This window comes from Pedobacter riviphilus, assembly GCF_014692875.1.
GTDB classification, from domain to species: domain Bacteria; phylum Bacteroidota; class Bacteroidia; order Sphingobacteriales; family Sphingobacteriaceae; genus Pedobacter; species Pedobacter riviphilus.
In genome coordinates this window covers 340,560-359,043 of record NZ_CP061171.1, presented here as the reverse complement: position 1 = coordinate 359,043, position 18,484 = coordinate 340,560, and the positions used below count along the sequence as shown (strand labels likewise).

At 41.7% G+C, this 18,484-nt stretch carries 10 protein-coding genes and 1 pseudogene; 2 read left to right on the top strand and 9 right to left on the bottom strand.

Annotated features, from left to right (window positions below):
* Positions 1-20: 20 nt before the first annotated feature.
* From H9N25_RS01375 to H9N25_RS01345, 8 genes are all read right to left on the bottom strand, one after another.
* The gene (locus H9N25_RS01375; RefSeq protein ID WP_190327697.1) at positions 21-1,874 is read right to left on the bottom strand and encodes a RagB/SusD family nutrient uptake outer membrane protein; all 1,854 of its coding nucleotides are present in this window, start codon (positions 1,872-1,874) and stop codon (positions 21-23) included.
* Between the two features lie 17 nt (positions 1,875-1,891).
* Positions 1,892-3,187 (bottom strand): SusC/RagA family TonB-linked outer membrane protein, encoded by a 1,296-nt coding sequence (locus tag H9N25_RS01370; protein WP_223833728.1) that lies wholly within the window; start codon positions 3,185-3,187, stop codon positions 1,892-1,894.
* A 26-nt stretch (positions 3,188-3,213) separates the two neighbouring features.
* Positions 3,214-4,974: a SusC/RagA family TonB-linked outer membrane protein gene (locus H9N25_RS01365; RefSeq protein ID WP_223833534.1), complete on the bottom strand. Its 1,761-nt coding sequence runs from the start codon at positions 4,972-4,974 to the stop codon at positions 3,214-3,216.
* A gap of 22 nt (positions 4,975-4,996) precedes the next feature.
* On the bottom strand, positions 4,997-6,748 hold the full coding sequence (locus H9N25_RS01360; protein WP_190327695.1) for a RagB/SusD family nutrient uptake outer membrane protein: 1,752 nt from the start codon (positions 6,746-6,748) through the stop codon (positions 4,997-4,999).
* Positions 6,749-6,759: 11 nt separating this feature from the next.
* Positions 6,760-9,918, bottom strand: coding sequence for a SusC/RagA family TonB-linked outer membrane protein (locus H9N25_RS01355; RefSeq protein ID WP_190327694.1), 3,159 nt, complete (start codon positions 9,916-9,918; stop codon positions 6,760-6,762).
* Between the two features lie 595 nt (positions 9,919-10,513).
* Positions 10,514-11,092, bottom strand: a complete 579-nt coding sequence (locus tag H9N25_RS24265; protein WP_223833533.1) for a glycoside hydrolase family 88 protein — start codon at positions 11,090-11,092, stop codon at positions 10,514-10,516.
* Positions 11,089-11,721 carry a hypothetical protein gene (locus H9N25_RS24260; RefSeq protein WP_223833532.1) on the bottom strand — a complete coding sequence of 211 codons (633 nt, stop codon included), beginning with the start codon at positions 11,719-11,721 and terminating at the stop codon, positions 11,089-11,091. The genes H9N25_RS24265 and H9N25_RS24260 overlap by 4 nt, the downstream gene beginning before the upstream one ends.
* A gap of 131 nt (positions 11,722-11,852) precedes the next feature.
* Entirely contained in the window at positions 11,853-12,743 is an 891-nt protein-coding gene (locus H9N25_RS01345; RefSeq protein WP_190327693.1) for an ROK family protein, read from the bottom strand.
* Between the two features lie 448 nt (positions 12,744-13,191).
* Here H9N25_RS01345 and H9N25_RS01340 point away from each other — a divergent pair, with 448 nt between their 5' ends.
* Both H9N25_RS01340 and H9N25_RS01335 read left to right on the top strand, forming a co-directional pair.
* Complete coding sequence (locus H9N25_RS01340) at positions 13,192-13,782, top strand: GIN domain-containing protein (protein ID WP_190327692.1); 591 nt, start codon at positions 13,192-13,194, stop codon at positions 13,780-13,782.
* Between the two features lie 268 nt (positions 13,783-14,050).
* The gene (locus H9N25_RS01335) at positions 14,051-14,971 is read left to right on the top strand and encodes an alpha/beta hydrolase-fold protein (RefSeq protein WP_223833531.1); all 921 of its coding nucleotides are present in this window, start codon (positions 14,051-14,053) and stop codon (positions 14,969-14,971) included.
* Between the two features lie 514 nt (positions 14,972-15,485).
* On the opposite strand, the pseudogene H9N25_RS01325 reads toward H9N25_RS01335, so the two are convergent.
* Positions 15,486-18,403: pseudogene (locus tag H9N25_RS01325) on the bottom strand (glycosyl hydrolase 115 family protein).
* Positions 18,404-18,484: the final 81 nt, after the last annotated feature.

The following is an 18,484-nucleotide window of genomic DNA, read 5'->3' as shown; positions in this document are numbered from 1 at the left end:
TATTCTTAGTGATTATTAGGTTAATATCCTGGGTTTTGTTTCATCGAAGGTGCTTTAGTTAATTCTGCCTGTGGGATTGGAAAGAAATACATGTTATCCCTGAAAACATTTTTCCTCACTACAATTGTACGGTAGCTGTAACTTCCGTTACTTGCCCTGGTAATTTCCATCCCATGAAGATCCTGGTTGAGTACCTGAGGTGCGGTTTTCCATCTTCGCACGTCCCAGAAACGGTGTTCTTCAAGGGCAAGTTCTACCTGACGCTCGCGTTGTAAAAATGTTCTCATTTCTGCCTGTGTCATGCTGGCTTTCATTCCATACATGCCATCGGTACCTGCTGCGATACCTGCACGGTCTCTTATATCCTTTAGCCAGGTGTAAATTTGTGAAGATGGCCCACTAAATTCGTTATTGGCTTCAGCGGCGTTCAATAACACTTCGGCATAGCGAATCAGAATTCTTGGCCGGTTTAATTCTACCCCACCGTTAGCCACATTATTGGCGAGCATTTTATAGGCAAAATAACCTGTACTTGTACCTGTTGCAGTATAAATCCCATCAGTTCTTGCGCCAGAGATGGATGCATCATTCGTAGGTGAAGAGGGTATATCTCCGGTGTAAGTCCATACCGGCTGATCTGTTGCTTTACCATTCAAAAAGCGCAGCCCTCCGTTATAAGTAATGGTGGCATAAAAACGGGGATCGCGGTTGAGATACATATTATTTCCAGTACCCGGATATCCTGAGGCAGGATCGTCAATTGCTTTTCCATTAGCCATTCCAAAAGCATCTACAAGTTCCTGTAAGGGAAAACAACTGGGCGTACTCTGATATCTTGTGCCCCTTGTTGCCGGATTGGCAAGCGTTTCCCTGATCATATTATTTTGAGTGGTGGTTGCGGGTAAAAAAGAAAAAACAGCCTCTGAATTTGGTGTAGCAGCGGTAAGCCCATTGAGAAACTGATTATAGAAAAATGGCGTAACCCTACGAAACAAAGTATATTGCCCCAGGTTAATTACCGCTTGTGCTGCATCGGCGGCAAGTTTCCAACGGTTAGGATCGGTATTCCCCAATGAAACCAGCCGTGCAGGATCGTCGCCCCTTGATACATTTACCAAAGGACTTGCCGCATATAAAAGTAAGCGGGCCTTTAGTGCCAGAGCGGCTCCCTTGGTAGCCCTGCCATAGTCGGCCGGATTACCTGTAGCCGCCACAAAATCAACAGGCAGCAGGCTTGCAGCAGCATCGCACTCTGATATAATGTAGTTCAAGCACTCCTCGTAAGTATTACGTGGCAAATCAATCGCATCTCCATCGCTAAAAATGGTGTTACCTATTAATGGGAAGCCTCCATAAGTTTTCAGCATAGTTGCATAATACCACGCCCTTAAAAACCGCATTTGCCCCTCCAGAAGTTTTTTGGTATTGGCGGTCATGGGGATACGCAATTGGTTTTTAAGAAAAATATTAACCGCCCGCACCTGTTGCCAGGTAATTGTCCAGATCTCGGCAGTTACGTTGCTTGGATTTATTGCCCCACCGGCCCAATAGGTTTCCTGTTCGGTTGGGGCATTTGCCGACTGTACTTCATCACTTGCAGCATCAACACCACCTCTTCCCCACCTATTTGGCTCCCATGAATAACTTAGATTGCTATACCTGCTGTTTACATAGTTCCAACTGTTTAAACTATCCGTAAAAACGGTATTTTCATCTATCTGACTCAATTTTTTTTGGTCGAGAAAGCCTGATTTCCTGCATGCGCTCAAACCAGCAATAAGCATAGCTGTAAACATTAACCTAGATCCAGATCCAATCATTAGGCTTAAACAACCCGCACTTATATTTTTATACACTAAAATTGTCTTTTTCATTTTTCTCTCCTTTAAAATTAAAAACCTACCTGCAGTCCAAAAGTATAGTTCGTTGTAATTGGGTATGCTGTGCCGGCGTTACTGCCCTGGGCAATTTCCGGATCAACCTGAAACTTACCCGTATCTCTGATGGTAAAGAGATTATAACCTGCCGTGTAGATTCTGCAATTCTGAATAAAATGCGTTTTATCTATCCACTTTTTAGGCAGCTGAAATCCTAGTTCGAGCGATTTCAGACGGACATAACTTCCGGGAGTAAGGCTAAAATCGGATATGGTTTGCCAGGTCCTGTTATTAATATTGTTATTAAAACCAATTCTAGGAAAAATAGCGTTATCAGGATTATTTGGGCTCCAACTTTGGAGATGCAGCGGCTGTGGCACACCATTAAAAATATCAGTCCCTTCGGCAAAAACGTTAATGGCATAACCCCATGCTCCCTGTACCAGGGCACGCAGTGAGAAATTCTTATAGTTTAACCCCAGGTTTATTCCATAAGTATAGGTTGGAATATTAGGCTGCGACAGGAAAGTCTGGTCGGCAGCGGTGATAAAGCCGTCGCCATTCAGGTCGGCATATTTCATATCGCCCGGCTGGATGGTACTCCATAAAGGGTAAGCCACCCCAGATCTAACCGATCCGTTTGCATCAAAATCTGAAGCTTGATAAAAGCCAATAAACTGGTAACCCTTAGTTAAACCAATCTGTCTTCCGGTTTGTGCCAAATAAGGATAATCGGGCGCCTCACTGATATAAATGATCTTATTTTTAAAGTGCGAAAGATTACCACCAATTGAATAGGAAACTGCCGCGATCTTGTCGCGGTAGTTCAGTTCTACCTCAAATCCTTTGTTATCGGATATTCCAACATTTCTTCTTGGCACGGCCTGACCAATTATTGCAGATATTGCCCCTTGGTTAATTAGCTGATCGTACCGATATTCATAAAAATAATCTGCAGACATGGTGAGTTTCCCGGCAAACATATTGATATCGACTCCGACATCTGTTTTTCTCGATTTTTCCCAGGTTACATCAGCATTTACCAATGCACCTTCGGTTGCACCGTTTCCAAAAATCGTTCCTGACCCGGGCAGTGTATAGGCTATTGAAGTAAGTACTGTAGGGTAACCAAAGTCGCTTCCGGTAAGCCCATAAGATCCCCTGAACTTAAAAAGATCAATAAAAGGGAACAGTTTTTTAAAGAATTTTTCCTCCCCCAAATTCCAGAAGCCAGAAATTGATGGGAAAAAGCCATAACGTTGTTCTTTTCTAAACAAATCGTTACCATTTCGTGCAACATCAAATTCAATACCATAGGTCTGCCTAAAATTGTAGCCTAACCTACCAGAAATCCCCTGAAGTTTACCGGAACATTTCCACCGTTAATGGTGCTGATATCATTTACCAGTGCCAGCGCATAAACCCTGTGGATACCAAAATTGTGGTCGTAATTTAGTGATAACTGACTGTTTACAGAATTATTGAAGACATCGTTTCCAACATTTTGTGTAAAAACCGGAAATCGGTTATTGCCTTTGCTGCTGTAAGTGTTATTTGCTGAGTTATAGTAAAAAGCCGGGAGCGTTGCCGGATCGCGCTGTAGATTGCGGTGTTCGTTAATGTTGCTGGCATAAGATACATTTAATTTTGCTTCCAGGCCCTGGGCAATGAAATCGAGTTTTTGGTTGGCACCAGCTACAATATTAAAATTGTTATTGTAATTACGTTTATATCCGCTGTTGGCGAGCCGGCTTATGGGGTTAACATATCCATTTCCCCAGCTTTGGTTTGCATAGCCATAGGTTCCGTTAGGATTAACGATGGGCATACTAAATGCCGAAAGGTTTCTGAAAGAAATTAATTCCTTAAATAAGCCGGCCGCATCAATCGGTCCATTAGGATTATTAATAGTTTCAAAACGCCCGTTTAAATCAAACCTGATATTGAGGGTTTTGGTTGGTGTGATATCTAAATTGGATCTAAAATTTATCCGGTTATAGAAATAATTGGGTTCAACACCGTCATCATCTGGATTTGTAGGTGTAAAATCGCGTAATAACCCGTTCTGCTTAAAGTAACCAAAGGATGTAAAATATTTCACTTTGCTGTTTCCGCCACGGATATCGACATTGTAGTTGCTCTGCGTTGAGCTGTTTTTTAACAATTCGTTTTGCCAGTTCACGTTGGGATGTCCGTAAGGATCCGATCCATCTTTAAACATTTTCAAATCGGCAGCAGTCCATGGCAGCGTAAGCGGTGAGGCTAGTTTATAACTGTCGTTAATGTAAGCTTCGTTTTGCAAAACTGCAGTTGCATAAGCATCCAAATAGTTGGGATACTGAATTACCTGGTTTACACCAAATTGTGTGGAAACGTTAATGGAAGGTTTAGAAATCATGCCCCGTTTGGTTGTAATTACCATGGCACCATTTGCCCCCCTTACACCATATATTGCTGTAGTGGATGCATCTTTCAGGATCGTAATGGTTTCAATCTCATTGGGATCAAGCTGGGCAACCTGTGCATAAGTATATTGAATGTCATCAACAATAATGAGTGGCTGGTTATCATTGTTCATTGAATTTACCCCACGGATAAAAAATTCGGCTGCATCTGATCCTGGTTGCCCGCTACGCTGAATCGCCGTAAAACCGGGCAAACGCCCTGCCAGTGTATTCTGAATGCTCGAGGTAGGGATGTTTTCGATCTCGGCTGCTTTGATTGAGCTCACTGCACCTGGGTTGGTAATTCTTTTCTGTGTACTGTAACCTACAACTACCACATCATCAAGCCCTTTGGTATCAGGCTTCATTTTTACGGCCATTTTTTTCTCTGCATCGGCTTGCAGGGTAAGGGTGATGTAACTTACCATGGTAAAACGGATCGCATTATTAACTGATTTTAAGGTAATTACAAAATCTCCGTTTTCATCGCTAATTGCTCCGTTACGCAGATTTCCCTCTTCTGAAACGGTAACGCCAGGCAAAGCTATATTTTTTTCATCCACAATATGCCCTCTTATTGTCCTTACCTGAGCATATACCCTTGTGGACGTAAAAGCAAGTAGGAACAAACAAATTATCTTTATAAATTTCATAACTAATATTTGTTGTTATCGATTAGTAGTTGGGGTTTTGAGCAATATTTGGATTAGCCAATATCTCGTTATTTGCAATTGGCAAAAGGTACATGTTATTGGCATTGAAGAAAGGAGTAGCCACCGTAATTGGCGTGTAGGTTAAAGAACCATCTGCATTCTTAACGATGCTAACACCATGCAGCGAACCCGTTCCATATACTTCTTTGGCAATCTTCCATCTGCGGATATCGTAAAAGCGCCTTTCTTCAAAAGCAAACTCCAAACGGCATTCATTCTGAATCAGGCCTCTCATCTGCTCTTTACTCAACCCTGTAGGGGCTGCAAAAGGATTTAAACCGGCTCGTTGTCTTACCGCGTTAACGGCTGCATAAACAGTTGCATCAGGCCCTGCAAATTCGTTTTGTGCTTCGGCATAGTTTAGCAAAATATCAGCATATCTGATGAGGCAAAAAGTTGATAGGCCGGATGGGTGATACATGGTTGGTGTAAAGGCTGTATTGTTATCATCCTGTGCCAGAAATTTCTTTTGGTAATAACCGGTTTGCGTTTGTACACCGCCAGCAATATTGGTATTATTCGGTTTGTCTAAGCCACCCTCATAAGTTTGTACAGGTCTTCTGAGCCAGGTAGCTCCGTTGTAGAATACGGTTTGAGAAAGCCTTGGATCGCGGTTTGCATACGGATTGGCCAGATTATAACCTGAAGTTGGATCGGCTATAGCCTTGCCATTTGCCATCGGAAAAGCATCTACCAGCTCTTGTGTTGGGCTTACAATGCCACCACTTACCACATTACCCACGGTATAACCAACAGGTGAGGCCTGGTTGCCCCAAGTAATCTGGTAGCTTGCTCCGTAACGCATAAAAACAAATTCTTTGTTTACATGGGTCGTATTCAGAACGTAGCGGTTAGGCTCTAATGCAAACATATTGAGGTCCATGATCGCTTTCATGGCATCTGCCGCTGCTTTCCATCTGTTGGCATCGAAACTTGGGTATCCGGTAAAATCAAGCGCGGGAGTAGCTGAAGGATTAAAAAGTGGACTTGCAGCAAGCAACAATACCTTAGCTTTGATGGCCATAGCGATAGTTGGGCGCATACGACCGGCATCGTTATCAGTACCCTCTGCTACCCCATTGCCGCTGCCGCGGTTTGCCAATGAGGCATCGGGCCTTAATTGATCCTTTACGGCATCTAACTCTGATACAATGTAATCTACACAGGCGGCAAAACTGCTGCGTTTTAACTGTAGTAAGGCAGGATCATCAGGGTTGTAAACTTTTTCACCCAGCAACGGAACACCGCCATAACGCCTGATCATTTCATAATAGAAATACGCCCTTAAAGTGCGTACCTCAGCCACAAGCCACTTGGGTAATGTCGGGTCGCTCCAGGGCACACGTTTATAATTATTCAGGAAAATGTTGGCCCTGCGTATTGCGCTATAACAGTTTGCCCAGTTATCATCGAAAGTATTAATCGAATTGTATCCACCGTTAATCACGTTCCAAACAGCATTGGCCCTGTTACTCGGCACACCATCTCCCGCAGCACAATCCAGTTCCATTCCATTCAAACGTATAAAACCATTGGGTAGCTGGGAGTATATCTTAATAACCCAAGCTTGCGCATTGGTTCCTGTTGCATCATACTGGTCCCATATGTCGCTTTCTTTATTTATATTCAGCGGATGATCTTCAAGAACTTTTTTACATGATATAGATAAAACCATGAAAAAGGCAAGCGAAAGATTGATAACTAATTTTTTCATATCGTTTTTAATTAAAACTTAGCGTTGATTCCAAAATTGAAAACCTTTAACATTGGATAGGTTGGGTTTAGTGACTCAGGATCAACGTCATTCCTGAATTTAGATAGCGGCGACCACGTTAATAGGTTTAGCCCGTTGCTAAAGAACCTGATCGAAGGAACACCAATCTTTTTGGAGAGATATGCCGGGATAGTGTACCCGATTTCGACATTTTTAAGCCGAACAAAACTGGTATTCTGAAGCCAATAGCTAGATACCTCCTGATTATTGGCATTTGCACCTAACCATAAACGCGGCTGATTAGCAGTAGCTGCTGTTCCGGGTGTCCAACGCCCCAGATTAAACTCAAAAGCATTTGCCGCACCGCCATTGCCAAAACCATTATAGAAATCGCCATATTGTGCTGTTGGCCCTCCCAATGCGGTTTGGCGATTCATTACGCCCTGTAACAGTGCACTAAAATCGAAGCCTTTAAAATTAAAACCAATTGTGGCACCGTAGTAAACGGTCGGTTTTCCGCTGCCAATAGGCCCCTTGTCTAAATCATTGATTATTCCATCGCCATTCCTGTCCAGATAACGGATATCGCCAGGCCTTAACGAAGATTTTGGAGTTGCCGCAAGTACAGCCGTTGCCGGATCGTTAATTTCAGCAAGGCTCTGGAAAAGGCCCATTGCGGTATAACCATACATGATACCCACCTGCTGACCTGTTTGGCGCTGGTAGTCGTAATTCCGGGTAATTTCATCCATGTAAATAACTTTCGATTGAACAAGCGAGAAATTACCTGAAACAAAAAAGTTAAAATTGCTGATGTTATCCTGATAAGTGAGGGAAATATCAGTTCCTTTATAATTGTAGATATATAAGTTTTTATTGGGATAGGCCGCACCGAGTATGTTGGTTTTTATGCCCGGAGCACCTACTAAATCATAAAACCTGTTGTTAAAATATTCGGCGCTAATGGTTAATTTATTATTCCAAAAACCCAGATCGAGTGCGATATTGGTCTTTTTTGCCTTTTCAGCTGCAAGATCGGGATTGGCAAGGCTATTTTCTCCGGTACTGCGGGTAACACCCACACCAGTATTTCCAAAATAATACCCATCTCCATTATTGGTGTTGGTAGCCGGTGTCCAATACGTTTGGATATAGGTGTAATAGCCAGCATTTGCCTGTCCGGTTTGCCCATAGGTACCACGGATTTTAAGATTGCTTACCCATTTTAAATTGTTTTTTACAAATTCTTCATTGTGGATATTCCAACCCATTCCCAAAGCCCAGTAAGGTGCCCAGCGATTGGCAGGCGCAAACCAGTTGTAACCGGCATAGCTACCTGCCGCTTCAAAAAGATACTTCTGATCATAATTGTATTGGAACCTGGCTGCATAATCGGTATAAATTTCCGGAAGTGTACCCGTATCGAACTGCATGGTGCTCTGTTCGTTTCTCAAAACAAGGGCCGATAGGTTGTGCTTTTCAAAACTATGCTCGTACCCCAGATCGGCTTCGGTATAAATAACCCTGCTGCGTACACCTGGTGTTCCTGTTGTACCTTGCTCTGTAATAGTGCCTACAGCGGTATAAGAATTGTCTGGATTAAGTTGAAAAGATGCAAAGTTCTTTGACCGATCGGTTTTATAAAGTGTCGAATTATTGTACGAACCCTGGATTTTAGCATATAGTCCCGGCAAGAACACATCAAGGCGCTGAGTTAGCTGAAGATCGACTGAAACATCCCTCGAATCCTGAAACTGATACCCACGTTGCAAAATCTGTCCGTAAAGATTTTGATTTTGGTTATAAGTACTGGTACCACCAAGCGTACCATTTGGGTTAAATACAGGATAGGCATTGTTTGGAGTAGCAGCAAGACTCGAAAAAACCGTGGCAGTTGTGCCCCCAGGCTGATTATTTTTGGCAATCCTTCCGAAAAGATTGAGCTGCATTACTGTGGTTTTGGTTAGATCTACCCCCAGGTTGCTCCTTACAATATACCTATCAAGCTGTGCATTGGTATTGTAAGTGTTTAATGAATCGTTGGTATTAAATAAACCTGTCTCCTTTAAATTATCCAGATCTACAAAATAACGAAACCCCTTACCGCTACCCTGTACATTGAAATTGTATCTGTTGATATACGATTGCTTCCGCAGCACAGTATTATACCAATCCACGTTGGGATGACGGAAAGGATCAGTCTGGTTTTGGTAGAGTGCTATATCTCCAGCAGAATAAGAAGGTGTTAACGTTACGCCGGCTGGAGCGTCGTTCTGTTTGGCTTCATTATAAAGCATTGCATAAGTTGCTGCATCAAGCGACTTTGGAAGGGTAATTGGTCTTTCAATACCGCCCTGCACAGAGAACGAAATACGCGGTGCTCCTTTATCTCCCTTTTTAGTCGTAATCGCTATAATCCCATTTGAGGAGCGCATGCCAAACATTACTGTAGCCAGTGCATCTTTGTAAACTGAAACCGATTCGATCTGATCAGGGTCTATAGAAATATAGGGTCGCTGCACACCATCAATTAGCACAATGTTATTACCAAGAGCAGAACGCACATTATAGTTCAAGCCATTTCCATCAAGGCCTGGGCCACCGCTGGTAAAACCGATGTTCAGACCAGCAATCCTTCCGGGCAGCGCCTGAAGAAATTGCGAGGCTGGAGTTGTTGTTAATTGGTTGGTATTAACAGTAACCGCAGACTGAAGCTGGTTTTCTTTTAACTGACGTCCGTGCAGCACCTCAACCGAAGCCCTGTCAACTGCCAAAGAATCCTTTGGGTCTATCCCGATAACATCTTTTGAAGGAAGGTAACGTCCGGCAAGCTGTATAATTGATCTTTTTCTTCCTGTAAATACCCTTTCGAGTATATAAAAATCAGGGTGTTCAAATTTAAGCTTATCACCAATGGCACCATGTACAGCAAAATATCCGTTGATGGTGGAATATACGGTAACTCCACCCGCAGTATTCGAAATCCGTACATCTTTTAAAGGTTTGCCGTTATTATCTACAACAGTCCCTTTCAGTGAGTCCAAAACGATCTTGACTGTATCGCTATGAAGTTGAGTAAATCCATTTGCGCCGAAGGCATAAGCATGAAAGATTAGAAAAACAAAACTTAGTGCAAGGATTCTCCTATCTAAAATGTATTTTTTTATCATAAAATGATATCTTAATTGGTTAGCATAAAAGTAGTGCGGACGACTAGGTCCTCTTACTTGTAATGGGTGTACCTAAATGATGGGGATTCAAAAAACGCGCTGCATAGAAACAGTGTTTAATCTTATATTTTTTTTGATTTGGCCAGATATAGGGTACAACAGTTTATAGACACGGTTGACTTTATTTGATACTCATTTATAGGGAAGAAAATTGAATAAACCCGTGGTAAGTTTAAAACATATAAGGTACATTCTATCCAGAACGTACCTCATTAACCAAATATAAAATCTGATATGCAGATTTATATCTTTATAGCGGCTTCGAGAATTAAAGAATATTCTGCCTTTTTTATTTCAGATCATTATTTTATTGAAGAAATAACTCATCCTGTTTATGGTAATAACCGAACCTGGATAATTTTTATAAAAATATTGTGGGTGGGACTGTTGAATTAAGTCTCGGTATTCTGACAGTTCCAGACACATAAATCGACTAAAACTAAATATGAAAAAGAGACAGTCAGAAATTAAATCAGACGTCCCGCCCAGCAATATTCCGTTGAGTGCGTTATACCAGTTATTATTACACTAAAGATTACTTTAGCCTATTTCCTTTTTGAAGTTTTTTCAATCTCAGCAGCGCCTCCATGTAATAGTAATCGGCGTATATAATTGAGGTATCTATTTCTGATCCATTAGGCTTATGACCTGTTGAATGCAGTAAAAAGGCTGTATTTTTATTCCTACTTTGGTATGCTACTGAAGAAAGCGAGGTGAGCATAAGTTCGGCAGCCTTCCTGTATTTTTGCGATTTTGCCTTGTTATTAACAAATGTAGAAAGCTCTAAAAGACCTGAGGCGACTACTGCTGCTGCAGATGCATCTTTTGGCGCATTAGGAATAGAAGGATCATTAAAATCCCAATAAGGAATTCCATCAGTTGGCAATTTGGCTAGATAAACATCGCTTACTTTTTGGGCAAATTCAAGAAATGCACGATTACCCGTCTCGCGGAAACACATGGTATATCCATAAATAGCCCACGATTGGCCACGTGCCCACATGGAGTCGTCAGCATATCCCTGGTGGGTTACTCCTTTAATTTTTTTCCCAGTTTCACGGTCATAGATTACTGCGTGGTATGCAGAATAATCAGGTCTGAAATGATTTTTCATAGTAATGTTGGCGTGAGAAAAAGCAATATCATATAATCTTTTCCCTCCCCATTCTTAGCTGCCCAAAAAAGCATTTCCAGATTGATCATATTATCAATAATGGTATTATGCTGTGGCCATTGCATTCCGGCAACCTCCCGCGGCCATGAAAGGATAGTACCCACCTTCGGGTTAAACAAGGTAGCCAACGTATCGGCTGTTTTGAGTATAATCTTTTTATATTCAGGATTTTTGGTGAGCCTGTAACCGTTCCCATAACTATTAAAGATCTGGAAACCCAGGTCATGATCGAAAGCCGGCTGCTGAGAAAGCGGTATAAGTTCTGAGGAAAAAGCCTTTGCTTTCGACAAAAAGACGTTTGATCGGGTTGCCTCGTAACTATACCACAATATGCCGGGCCAAAAACCACTGCACCAGTCTTTATACCCTACAAATTTCCATTTGGATGAACCCGGAACAATACTCCTTGGAATATTGTTGCCCTGCTGAGGAATAACTTTTAAAGTCTTTTTTACCTGTTCAGCACAGTAAGCCAGCTCTCTTGCCGCATTAAGCTGAGCAAAAGCAACTTTGCCTGAAAAAAACAGTAAGGTAATGATAGCAAAAGCTAAATATTTCGGATTGTGCATATATTACCTAGACAACAAAAAAAGAAAAACATACTCATTAAATTTAAACTAGCTGTAAAAGATTTTCCGGTATGATGCCGAAAGTGCCTCAACCTCTTAAATGAGATGAAGTAAAAAACGTAAACAGTATGTTATGAAGCCAAAGTTACTGCTGCATGCGAGTAAGCAGCACCAAGCATTGCAGCGTCTTCCCATAATCCAGTTATTCTCAATTCAGCCTGAATTCCCTGCTGACGGAGTGCATTCTGGGTCTTGTTCAGAAACAAAGCATGCGCTTTGGCAATATTTCCTCCAATAATGACCACTTCTGCATTGTGCGTTACAATAAATGAGAAAAGAAAATCTGCAAGGCTTCTGGCAAAATCGTTAAATAGCACAGGTATTAAAGGATCATTATCATATAAATCGACAAGAGATTTTGTATCCTTTACTTGCTTACCGGAGAGTTCTTCATAGCGTTTCACGAACCACCTGGTAGAAATATAGTCCTCTGCTATCCCGTTCTTAAATAAACTCACCCCGAGGTTTGCATCTGTGGTTTTCCCAGCAATACTTACGGCAGATCCCAGTCCGGTACCCAATGTGATGCCTATAGCCCTATCGAATCCCAAAGCATTACCCCCGTTAACTTCTCCATGCAGAAAAGCTTCTGCATCATTTCTAAAAATAATATTCTCGGGTAGCAGCCCCAGCTGCTCAATTAAAACGCCTTTTATATCCACAAGGTACAGCGATTCGTATTTGTTCATGTTCTTGATCAGCGATATCCCATTTGCGTAATCGAAGGGGCCTGGCATGGCAATCCCAAGTAGAATCTCGTCTGTGGAATGGTTTCCGATAATATTTTTAAGCAAGCTGATCCATGTGGCCAATATATCTTCTTTTGTGCCATGCGTATTCACATGACTGCGTACACGGGAGTGGTTTAAAACTGAATTTGACTGAAAATCAATAATTGCAGCTGTAATGTGTGAGCCACCGATATCAACACCTATCATAAGCGGCTTTGTTTTTCTATTCATTAGTTGAAGTATTTTTTATAACACTATCCATGCCCTATTGGCATATCTACCATATGAATAAAGACATAAAAACCGCTGTTCTATACTCTTCCAGATTTTATTTCTTAACCCTAAATCATTAATTCAGCATTGGCAATTGCACCCAAAAATTGGTAAAAGCTGGTGTACCTTTATAGATTGGATTGTTGTTGAAACTGGAAAAGTACCGACATACAGACAACTATAAGACTTATCCTCAAGGTAAAAAAGAATCTACTTCATCCATTCTGGAAAGAAAACGTAAAAAATTTCTAAAGACCACCATCTTTTTGTCTCTAAATTCCTGGCGTTCGTCGATCAGCTTTCGGGGCTGGTATAAAGCTGCGATTTGCGCTGAAACGTTTCCTGCAATTGCACGTCTTAATATCAGAAAATCAATAAAATATTATAAAAATTAAAACTTAAGCATATGAAAACTTTATTCAAAACATTATTCGCATCATCTTTGGCATTGGTATTATCTACTTCATCAGTATTATCAGCTCATGCGGCTGAAACCACCAAACCTGTTCACGCTTCAAAAGCATTACACTTCAAACGCATCAAAGTAAATGGAAATGTAGAGCTGACCATTATACAGGGAAAACGTACAGGCATCAGTTATGCAGATGAAAACACTGGCAAAGTAAAGGTAATGCAGAACGGAGATGGTTTAGAAATTACAGCTTTGGATAATAGCACTGCGAAACTTACCGTTTATGTAAATGATATTTACCGCATCCATGCAATGGATAATGCGAAAGTGAAAACACAGGGTAAAATCAATACGCAATACCTGCAGGTTTTTCTAAGCGGAAATGCATCGTTAGACTTAAATTCACAAACTGAAGGGTTGTATACTGTGATTGAAGATCACGCTGATTTAACCTTAAGTGGCTCAACTGGCGACCATATGCTGGTAATGGGCAAAGAGCAAAAGCTAACTATGGACAAATTTGTTGCCGCTAACACAAAAACCAGCTTAACTACTGAAAATGCACTAGCCTCTCTTAGTAAATAAAAAAGAATTATATTTTTGGTTCAGGCGGTCTGTTTACGGGCCGCCTTTTTTGTTTGCCACGAAAGCCAAACATTCGGCATAATTAAGAAGTATTTGTCCCTGCAAAAGGTTTGCTAAATAGTCATACGCATACTTAAACATTTCTGCTATAAAACTAAACAATCTGAGCAATCCTCAATGGATACATCAATTATCTTTAGGAAAATCCGCTTAACACTTCATATAGTAGAAGAAAAGGAGTACTAAACAACTTAATTAACCAAATATTATGAAATTCAAATTTATTATAATTGCTTTAGGAGCAAGCCTTAGCTATGGCGTATGCCAAGCTCAAAACAACCTGGAGACGATTAAAGAAGACTTTAAACCTTCTGCAACGAATCAGCCCGGCCAACAATTTCCGCAGGTTAATTCGCAAGGCTACGCCCGATTCCGCATCAAAGCACCTCAGTCAGACAGTATCAGGGTAAGCCTCGGTCTTGGGGGACAGGGAGGAACCAAGCTCACCAAAGCGGCTGACGGATTTTTTACCGGTACCACTACCGGTGCAATGGATGAGGGCTTCCACTATTATCATCTAACCATTGATGGTGGAATATTTAATGACCCCGGTGCTATGAACTATTTTGGCTCATCGAGATGGGAAAGCGGTATTGAAATCCCAGCTAAGGATGAAGATTTTTATGCCAATAAAAATGTAGCTCATGGAAATGTGCAGCAAATACTTTTTCCTTCAAAGAGTACCAATTCTTCGCGCAGGGCATACGTTTACACTCCGCCAGGCTATGGCAAAGATAAACAACGTTTTCCGGTATTGTATCTACAACATGGATGGGGCGAAGACGAAACTGCCTGGAGTAATCAGGGCCGGGCGAACCTGATTATGGACAACCTGATTGCAGAAGGGAAAAGTAAGCCATTTATCATCGTTATGACCTACGGAATGACGAATGAAACCAAATGGGGACACATGAAAGATTTTAAGATCGATGGTTTTCAAACCTTATTAACCGAAGAACTCATCCCGTATATTGACGCTAACTTTTCAACTATAACAACCGCAAACGGTCGTGCTATGGCAGGACTGTCGATGGGCGGTATGGAAACGCATACCATTACGCTTAACAAACCGGAACTCTTTGGCTATTATGCGCTACTGAGTGGCGGTACCTTCACCCCTCCGAGCTGAAAGACAAAGCAAAACCGCGATTAATCTTTATTAGCTGTGGAAGCAAAGAACGTCCTGAAGGCGTAAAAAGTGCTGTTACCGCATTAAAAGAAGCGGGCTACAATGCAGTTTCTTATGTTTCGGAAAATACTGGGCACGAATTTCAGACCTGGCGCCGGAGCCTGCGTGAACTTGCTCCGCTATTATTTAAATAGATGTAGGTAATCCTAGCAATCAGGCTGATTGCTATAAACTTGAGTTCGATTATTTTTCAAATACAAAAATGTTTTCAATTGCCTTGTAGCTACTTCGTGGTCAGCATCTTTCCTGATGAATTAACGGCGTAGCTTTCCGCTGCGCTACAAGTCAGGGTGATGACCAGAAAATAAAAATTTTCAATAAAACATCTTCAGAACAGATTATTAATCGAACTCAGTTTATCAAAAAAATGGCTTTACTCCAGCGCAAAGCTCCCTTCTTCAGTTCGCCATGACGAAGTTAAGGCCCAAAATCCACGTTAAGTTATCTTGAATAACTATCTGATAATTTCATTTTCAATTGGCCCGAGGTAACTAGTTGGAAGTTCTCCTTTGTATATTATTATTTTCTCTAACACTACTGCCGGATCAACCATCCATATTTTTATGGTATGCCTTCCAGATACTTTAAGGAAATGTGAAGAAGTAAGCGTTCTTGCATTATCCTTAACTGCGTTTGCCCAGCTTGCATCAGATCCTGAGGCACTGGGCTTGGCTATAATGGTCAGGATTTGAGGGCCACGCCATCTACAGAGATTCCAACCCTTAAACCTTCCGGGGAAAAATTTACAGTCGGCCCCACCACCAGATCAATTTTAACTTCACCGTTTTCAGCAAAGAAAACAGGATATGCTAATGTTGGCGTACCAGGCTTATTAAGCGAAGTTGAAGTGACAGGAAAAATCGACATACCCGAACTTCCTCTTCCATAACCTGGTATAGCTTCCCAGCTTACACCATTCCTGCTTACCTGCTTACTTGCCTGGAAAGCCTCAAATGAAATTGGCGCACCTAAACTTGCGAAGGTTCCTTTTGCTGCTGCCAACTGCTTAGCTGTTGCCTTGTTGGCTTCAACTTTTATCACTACCAGGGTCGAGTCATCAGATATCTGGATTTTACCCTGATGTTTTCCACTGCTGAGTTTAGTCCAGTCAATATCCACAAATACCTTATAATCATTTGTTCCGGGAACACTTTCTTTTTTCAAACGAATCCAGTTATCAGATTTCAGTTTGAAATTGATGGGAGCGGATCCCTTTGCAAAAACTTCAAAGTAGGACTGAAATTTATTTAAAGATTCAAATTTCGGAAGCGTAGGCCCCGGAACATTCGATGTTGATGGCCAGCTAGCGGATGAACCATCAACTGCTACTCCAAAGCCTGATTTTGAAGGCACCTGAATTTCATCTGTTTTGGGCATGATATTTTTCTTTGGATCATTCCAGCTTGTGTAACCAATCCTTACCTGGTCCATCATATGATTCCACTTACCGCCTGCCATTTTAAGGTTATATTCATCACTAAGCTGCTGATCCTGTTTAAAAAGATCAAGAGCAAGGTTATGCTGAAGATTGGTAGCAGCCCTTCCCTGTTTAAAATACAGCCTGTTTTTACCAACGGCAATATATAAATCCGTAACTGTTTTCATCGCCTGGATTGGATAGCGTACCAATTGATAGAACGCATCTTTGTACTGCTGTGGCAGCTTGTTATTCACCTGCGCTGCCCTGTTACTTAGTGTGCTCCACTCCATGGCTACGCGCTGTGCTTCACTGAAGTTTATCAAGCTAAAAGTTTCTGGCCCCAGCAGTTCGGGTTTGCGCCTGGTGGTATATTTGGAGTACAAGCGTACCAAATCTGCAATTTCTTTCGCCTGGCCAGATCCAAATTCACGTGTTGCCCACTGCAGGAGAAAACCAGCCAGCTTTTCCCGGTCCATCGCTTTAGGATTCCATGCCATCCGTAAAAAAAACTCTATTGGAATTTCTATTGGTTTCAGATCACCAACATTCACCACCCAAATACGGTCGGCGCCATAATTATAGGCCAAATTCATCTGTTCCCAAACTTTTGGCAGCGAAGTGGTATTCAGCCATTTATAATTTCTTGGTGCGCCAACATAATCAAAATGATAATATATCCCAGATCCTCCGCTCCGATTGCGTTCTTGGGTGGTGGGCAAATGCCGTAAGTTGCCCCAGTTATCATCTGCCCACAGCAGGGTAATGTCATCAGGAACTTTCATTCCGAAATCGTAATAGTCTTTTACCTCTTTGTATAAAGCCCAGAGCTGTGGTATCTTTTCTACAGGCTTTTCCATATTTTCGGAAAGAATTTTACGCTGATTAGCGATAATATTTTCCAGCAGTCTCACATTGGATGCCATATCTCCACCTTCAACCATGGGTTCATCTCCATCTCCCCGCATGCCCATGGTTACCAGGCTTTCGTAGTTTTTGTTTCTTTTAATTCCCTCCTGCCAGAAAGCATTTAGTTCCTGGGGGTTTGTTGCGTAATTCCAGGCACCCACTCCGTGTTTTTTCCATTCCTGTTGCGCACGGATCATCGGTTCATGATGCGAGGTGCCCATTACAATGCCATATTCATCGGCGAGACGTGGATTTTCGGTATCATCTTCATTAAATGCATTGCCCCACATGGCTGGCCAAAGGTAATTGCCCCGCAGGCGAAGCAGCAGCTCAAACATATGTGTATACATTTTACTATTCATCCCGCCAAACTTTTCCTTAGCCCATCCAGTCATTGCGGGGGCTTCATCATTAATGAATATTCCACGGTATTTCACTTCCGGTTCTCCTGAACTGTAATTTCCGGAAACAGCAAATGCACTTTTCCGGGTTTTGGGTGGAACATCAGCCCACCAATACCACGGAGACACCCCTAACTGCTCCGATAGTTCGTATACGCCGTATATTGTTCCCCTTTTGTCGCTTCCTGCAATAACCAATGCCTGGTCAACTCCAGGAAATGGTTTTTTAACGGTCGATATTAAGAAGCTCTCCCACTTGCCATAAAGGCTTGATTTGTTGAGCTTTCCGGAACTGATCAGCTGATCGATAAGTTTGCTTTTGCCCAGGGTTCCGATCAGAATAATAGCCTTCTCCAAAGGCTTAATGCTTTTCAATTCTGGCTTTACGCCTGATACGCTAAAAAAATCCTGACCTAAATCGCCAATTGCTCTTATAACGCCCTTATAATCATTTACATCATAAAAAATATTCGCCGCTCTTCCTTTTTCTATCAATGCAAAATCTTCTTTATTACTTCTGGTTTCATGAATAAATTGTTTTTCCAAGCCCAAACTTGTCTGGGCCTTCGTGTAATCAATCCAAAAAGTGAAAAGGATAAGAAGCACAAAGAAAATCTGGCTTTTTTTTAAAGAATTTACTTGCATTAGGAGAATAAATTAGGTTCTTGATTTATGGTTATTTGTTAGGGACGAAAGGTATGTTAGATATGGGAGTAACGTTTTAGC

Excerpts from the sequence above, each read along its gene's own strand:
- H9N25_RS01375 (WP_190327697.1), bottom strand. The coding sequence starts at position 1,874 with ATGAAAAAGACAATTTTAGTGTATAAAAATATAAGTGCGGGTTGTTTA.
- H9N25_RS01365 (WP_223833534.1), bottom strand. The coding sequence starts at position 4,974 with ATGAAATTTATAAAGATAATTTGTTTGTTCCTACTTGCTTTTACGTCC.
- H9N25_RS01360 (WP_190327695.1), bottom strand. The coding sequence starts at position 6,748 with ATGAAAAAATTAGTTATCAATCTTTCGCTTGCCTTTTTCATGGTTTTA.
- H9N25_RS01355 (WP_190327694.1), bottom strand. The coding sequence starts at position 9,918 with ATGATAAAAAAATACATTTTAGATAGGAGAATCCTTGCACTAAGTTTT.
- H9N25_RS24265 (WP_223833533.1), bottom strand. The coding sequence starts at position 11,092 with ATGAAAAATCATTTCAGACCTGATTATTCTGCATACCACGCAGTAATC.
- H9N25_RS24260 (WP_223833532.1), bottom strand. The coding sequence starts at position 11,721 with ATGCACAATCCGAAATATTTAGCTTTTGCTATCATTACCTTACTGTTT.
- H9N25_RS01345 (WP_190327693.1), bottom strand. The coding sequence starts at position 12,743 with ATGAATAGAAAAACAAAGCCGCTTATGATAGGTGTTGATATCGGTGGC.
- H9N25_RS01340 (WP_190327692.1), top strand. The coding sequence starts at position 13,192 with ATGAAAACTTTATTCAAAACATTATTCGCATCATCTTTGGCATTGGTA.
- H9N25_RS01335 (WP_223833531.1), top strand. The coding sequence starts at position 14,051 with ATGAAATTCAAATTTATTATAATTGCTTTAGGAGCAAGCCTTAGCTAT.